The 4,292-nt window shown below is 69.2% G+C and carries 3 protein-coding genes and 1 pseudogene; 1 reads left to right on the top strand and 3 read right to left on the bottom strand.

The genetic code is table 11. From position 1 onward, the window contains the following. Together ACWDU1_RS30105 and ACWDU1_RS30110 are read right to left on the bottom strand one after the other, a co-directional pair. Positions 1-718, bottom strand: a pseudogene (locus ACWDU1_RS30105) (cytochrome P450); the annotation flags it as partial. Positions 719-736: 18 nt separating this feature from the next. Further along, positions 737-1,969: a cytochrome P450 gene (locus ACWDU1_RS30110; protein WP_450003652.1), complete on the bottom strand. Its 1,233-nt coding sequence runs from the start codon at positions 1,967-1,969 to the stop codon at positions 737-739. 354 nt (positions 1,970-2,323) lie between these two features. On the opposite strand from ACWDU1_RS30110, the gene ACWDU1_RS30115 reads away from it, so the two are divergent. Next, positions 2,324-3,268 carry a zinc-binding dehydrogenase gene (locus ACWDU1_RS30115; RefSeq protein ID WP_450003654.1) on the top strand — a complete coding sequence of 315 codons (945 nt, stop codon included), beginning with the start codon at positions 2,324-2,326 and terminating at the stop codon, positions 3,266-3,268. Between the two features lie 122 nt (positions 3,269-3,390). Here ACWDU1_RS30115 and ACWDU1_RS30120 read toward each other — a convergent pair. After that, positions 3,391-4,292: MFS transporter (locus tag ACWDU1_RS30120; RefSeq protein ID WP_450003656.1), on the bottom strand; the 902-nt coding region annotated here is incomplete at its 5' end.

Consider the following 4,292-nt stretch of genomic DNA (forward strand, 5'->3'; position numbering starts at 1 on the left):
CCAGCATCAGGGTGTCGACGAGTTCCTGTTCGCTCAGCGGGGTTCCGGGATCGTCTGTCGCGGCCACCAGCAGACTGGTCATATCGTCACCCGGGTGTGCGCGCCGGTAGGCGACCAGCTCGTACATCAGGGCGTACAGGTTGGTGTAGTTCGCCTGGGACTGCTCCGGAGAGAGGGAGGTGTCGAAAACGCCGTCCACGCATTTCCGCAATCTCGCGTGCAGTTCTTCCGGCACTCCCATCAACTCGCAGATCACCTGGATGGGCAGCGGATAGGCGAAACGTTCACGCAGGTCGACGGGGGTGCCGGGCGGTATCGCGGCGAGGTCGTCGAGTAGTGCCCCGGTGATCTCGGCGATCCGGGGCTCCAGCGCGGTGGTGCGCCGATGGGTGAACGCGGGCGCGACGATCCGGCGCAGCCGCCGGTGGTCGTCGCCGTAGGCGGTAAACATGTTCTGGGGCGCGACCCAGGGGGTCAGCGGCCAATCCGCGCCGATCGCACCGTCGCGGAAGGCGGGCCAGTGCCGCGTCGCGTTCTTGGACACCTCGGGACCGGCGAGCAGATCCTCGAGCAGGGCCGCGTCGGTGACCGACCAGGCCCGCACGCCCCCCGGCAGCTCGACCGCAGCCACCGGTCCCCGTTCCCGGAGCCGGGCGCTCTCGCCCTGGATATCCGACCCGGACGGGTCGAGGACTACGGGGGCGGTGTGTTTCTCCATGGAGAACTCCTCACGCGACTAGCGGATACCGCCGATCGGTGGACTCGGCGGGAAGGTGACAGGTAGCGAGACCAGCGCCCGGTAGAACGGGTCGGGCCGCCACTGGAGTTCTGATTCCGGAACCGCCAGCCGTAGTTCCGGCAGTGCGTCCAGGAGCTGATCGATGGCGTCCTGCACGATCAGCATCGCCGGGGACTGCGCCGGGCAGGCGTGCGGGCCGAGACCGAACGCGAGATGCGAACGGTTGTCGATGATCTCACCGCGGCGGATCTTCGGATCGTTGTTGCAGGCCGCCATACTGATCACCACCGGCTGATGGGCCGGAAGCCAGCTTCGGTCCACCAGAATCGGCTGGCGCGGATAGCTGATGCAGAAGTTCGCCATCGGCGGATCGTTGAACAGCACATCGTCGAGCGCGTCGCGGGTCGACAGGCTGCCGTCGAGCACCGTGGCGGCGAAGCGGTCGTCGGTCAGCATCAGCAGCAGGGTGTTCACGACCAGATCCTGCGGCGGCTCGAGCCCGGCGCCGTACAGCAGCACCAGCTGCTGCATCATCTCCTCGTCGTCCAGCCCCACCTCGTGGCGCACCAGCCAGCTGGTCACATCGTCGCCGGGCGCCGACCGTTTGAGATGTACGAGTTCCAGCAGGGCGCCGGCCAGCATCTCGTTCCCGGCGGCGGCATCGTCCATCCCGAAGATCAGCGCCATACCCTCCGACGCCCGCTGCCCGATCTCCGGCGGCACCCCCAGCATGGCGCTGAGCGAGGCGAAGACCAGCGGCTGCGCGTACTCGGTGAGCACATCGCAGTACCCGGTCTCGCAGAACGAGTTGATCAGCGGGATCGCGATCTCCTCGACGGTCGCGTGCAACCGGTGCAGATCGACCTTGCCCAGCGCGCCCGCGACGGCGGATCGGTACCTGGCATGGTCCGGGCACGCGCTGCGGATCGGATTGGGCCGGTATTCCAGCATCGGCAGCACCGGGCAGTCGGCGGGAACCGTGCGCTGCCAGGTGCGGGGGTCGGCGGGGAAATGTTCCGGATCGTTGAGGATCCGCAGGGCGGCGTGGTAGCCGATCACCAGGGTCGCGGGGACCCCGGGCGCCAGCTCCACGGGGGCGAGCGAACCGAACTGCCGGCGCATCTCGCGATAGTGGGCCTGCGGGTCGGCGGCGAATTCCGCCGAGTAGAGGGCGGTACGCGGGCCGGCGAAATCGCCGGGCATCACAGTCGACAGAGTTTGCCTGTCCATCTTCTAGGTTCCCCCGGTTCCAGATGGTCGTATCGGCGGTGGTCGGATGACCGCTGAATGATCTCGTGACTCCGCTGTCGGACTATAGTGCGACTTAACGAGACTCGCAGCACCACAATCCGATTCGGCGGCCGACCGGCACGGTGCCTGTTCCGGGGAGGCGGACTCGCGCGGGCCGCGATACGACAGGTCCGGCGAGGCGAATCGGCAGACCGGCCGTGCGGCGGGCCCGGGGGCATATCGTCCCTGGCGTCCCAACCGATCGAATTCAGTGAGGAGTCGTATCCCGTGCTGGCCGCGAGGTTGTATCCAGGGGCAGAGGCAGAGAAGCGTTTCCGGGTGGAGGAGGTGCCGGTGCCGGAGCCGGGACCGGGCGAAGTGCTGATCGAGGTGGGTGCGGCGGGGGTGTGCCTATCCGATGTGCATCTGATCGAGGGCATGCTGAAACCGCTGTTCCTGCGGGAGGAGGCCGTTGTCCTGGGTCACGAGGTCGCGGGGACCGTCCATCGGCTCGGACCCGGCGTTTCGGGCCCGGCGGCCGGCGACCGGGTGCTGTTGCAGGCCGGTGAGATCCGCGACGGCGTCACCTATACCCGGGGCGTCGACTACGACGGCGGGTGGGCCGAATACACGCTCGCCTCCGTCGACACCCTCGTGCCGATTCCGGACGAATTGTCCTTCGAAGAGGCCTGTTTCATCCCCGACGCGGTATCGACGCCCTGGGCGGCGATCACCGCCACCGCGCAGATCCGCCCGGCGGAGGCGGTGGGTCTGTGGGGTATCGGCGGACTGGGCGCCCACGGGGTCCAGCTACTGCGCCTGGCGGGCGCCGCGCCCATCATCGCGGTGGATCCGCTGCCCGCCGCGCGGGAGCGGGCGCTGGAGTTCGGCGCCGATATCGCCCTCGACGCCGCCGACCCGGACCTGCGGACCGCGATACTGGAGGCGACCGGCGGCGTGGGTCTGGCCGCGGCGTTCGATTTCGCGGGCGTACCCGCCGTGCGTGAACAGGCGATCCGCTGCCTGGCGCCGCAGGGCCGGCTGGTGCTGGTCGGACTGACCGATAAACCGATCACGGTCACCGACGGCACAACGTTCAGCTATTTCCAGCAACAGCTGCGGGGACACTACGGTTCGGCGCCCGAGCATGTGCTCGAACTGGTGAAACTGCGGCGGCTGCACCGTATCGAGTTCACCCGCTCGGTCAGCGGGGTGCTGCCGCTGGCGGATGCCGCCGCGGCGGTGCGGGCGCTGGAAACCAAAGAGGGCAACCCGATCCGTCTCGTACTGGTGCCGTGAGCGGGTGACACCCCGACCGGCGGGCCCCGGCCGCCGGAGTTCCGTGCGGCCGGGGTGTCGCCGTGTCACCTGCGGTGGCTACCGGTGAGGCGGCCGGGGCCGACCGCGGGCCGGCCGCGGGATCAGGAGCCGTTGTCCGGGCGCATCGTAGCCGCCGTGATACCCGCTCCCACCAGCGCGATCACGCTCGCACCCAGGAAGGCGGCGGAGAATCCGTTGGTCAGTTCCGGTAGATCGCCCGCCCGGTCCGCGCCGAACGCGGCGGCCACCGCGGTCATCGCGGCCAGGCCGATGGCCGATCCGACCTGATAGGCGACATTGACGATGCCCGAAGCCAGCCCGCCTTCCGCGGGCGGCGCCGCGGAGATGGCGGTGCCGAGGGAGGGGATGAACGCCAGGGACATACCGCCGGCGGCCACCAGGGAGGCGGGCAGCACGTCGATCCAGAAATTTCCGGTCGGACGGATGAGCGACATGAGCGCCAATCCGGCCGCCAGGACGAGCAATCCGGTGACGATCATCGGCTTGGCGCCGAACCGCTGCATCGCTCTGGGAGCGATCACGATCATGCCGAGCATGATCAGGGTGGTCATCGGCAGCAGGGCGGCCCCGGACGGGAAGGCGCTGTAGCCGAGAACCTGCTGCAGGTACAGGTTCAGGAAGAACCACATCGGGACCCAGGCGGCGCCGAGCAGCAGTTGTGCGATATCGGCGGCGGCGAGGTTCGGGGCGCGCAGGATTCCCAATCGCATCAGCGGTTCCCGGCGCCGCGACTGGATGACCACGAACCCGGTCAGCAGGGCGGCCGAGACGGCCAGCACACCCCAGGTCTGCCCGGACGCCCAGCCGGCTTCGGGGGCCCGGACCACCGCGTAGACGGCGGCGGCCAGTCCCGCGGTGACCGTGATCGCGCCGAGCAGATCCACCGAACCAGGGCGGGCGGGTGCGGCGGGCATCAGGGCCGGGACCGCGATCAGGGCCAGCAGGGCGATCGGCACGTTGATGTAGAACACCCACGGCCAGC

It is taken from the genome of Nocardia sp. NPDC003345 (assembly GCF_053589395.1).